This window comes from Bacillus sp. 196mf, assembly GCF_003217275.1.
Lineage (GTDB): Bacteria > Bacillota > Bacilli > Bacillales > Bacillaceae_G > Bacillus_A > Bacillus_A thuringiensis_S.
The window spans coordinates 1-1,035 of the sequence record NZ_QJTG01000122.1; the positions used below are offsets into that span (position 1 = coordinate 1).

A 1,035-nucleotide genomic window follows, 5' to 3' on the forward strand; every position below is an offset into this window, starting at 1 on the left:
ATTGAAGCGATGCGAAAAATTGGAATTGATGAAAGAGATATTTTTATTGATAAGCAATCTGGAAAAGATTTCAATCGCCAAAATTATCAACTTGTTAAAAGGATGTTGCGTGAAGGAGATATTTTATATATACAATCTTTAGACCGTTTTGGCAGGAACAAGGAAGCTATTTTGAATGAATGGAAAGAAATTACACAAAATATACATGCGCATATTGTTATTCTCGATATGCCTTTACTGGATACAACAAAATATCAAGATAATTTAGGGAACCTAATTACGGATCTTATTTTACAAATCCTTTCTTGGTTGGCGGAAGAAGAACGTACAAAAATTAAAACACGTCAAAAAGAAGGGATTGAGTTAGCGAAAAAACAAGGGAAACATCTTGGTAGACCAAAAGCTGACATTACTCCAGAATTTATCCATGCTTATAACATTTGGAAAACAGGAGAAATCACGGCTGTTGAAGCGAGAAAGAAAGCAGGTATTGCAAAAACTACTTTTTATCGTTTGGTGAAAAAATATGAATCGTAGGACGAAAGAGGGAGGATAGTTTGAAGGTCAAATCGAGTTTCTTCCTATTATATAGTCAGCGAATATAGCGACGATTTGCGGGGCACCTTGTCTTTGTAAGCACATATAGCGAAATTTGGCGAAGTCTTAAAGTCTGCAAAGGAAATCCCCTTTGCAGAAAAAGTTGCTATGACAAGCATTGGTTTAACGAGGTGTACCTTGTTGGTTTTAAACAAACGTTTGATTCTCCATAGTTTGCACGAAAACAGGTGGATTCGCCAAATTTTCTTCCGAGTGTTTCAATGTTATCTGATAAAAAAGACTTGCGGTTTCTTACTAATTATCGTTCGTCTCCATACAATTCTTACTGGCATCCTATATAAAACACAGTGTATATGACTATACACTGTGCATTACATCAAAACCTTTCCTAAAATATGATCCATTGGGATCGGGCCAATCTCCCTGCTATCTTTACTATTATTACGATTATCGCCCATAACAAAAATATGGTTTTGG

The 1,035-nt window shown here is 35.4% G+C and carries 2 protein-coding genes; one reads left to right on the plus strand and one right to left on the minus strand.

The window, feature by feature from the left end:
• Positions 1 to 537 (plus strand): recombinase family protein (locus ATL10_RS30870; protein ID WP_258375861.1); only part of this gene is annotated, 537 nt, incomplete at its 5' end.
• Between the two features lie 392 nt (positions 538 to 929).
• On the opposite strand, the gene ATL10_RS30875 is transcribed toward ATL10_RS30870, so the two are convergent.
• The coding region (locus tag ATL10_RS30875; RefSeq protein WP_181419385.1) for a S26 family signal peptidase at positions 930 to 1,035 on the minus strand (106 nt) is incomplete at its 5' end.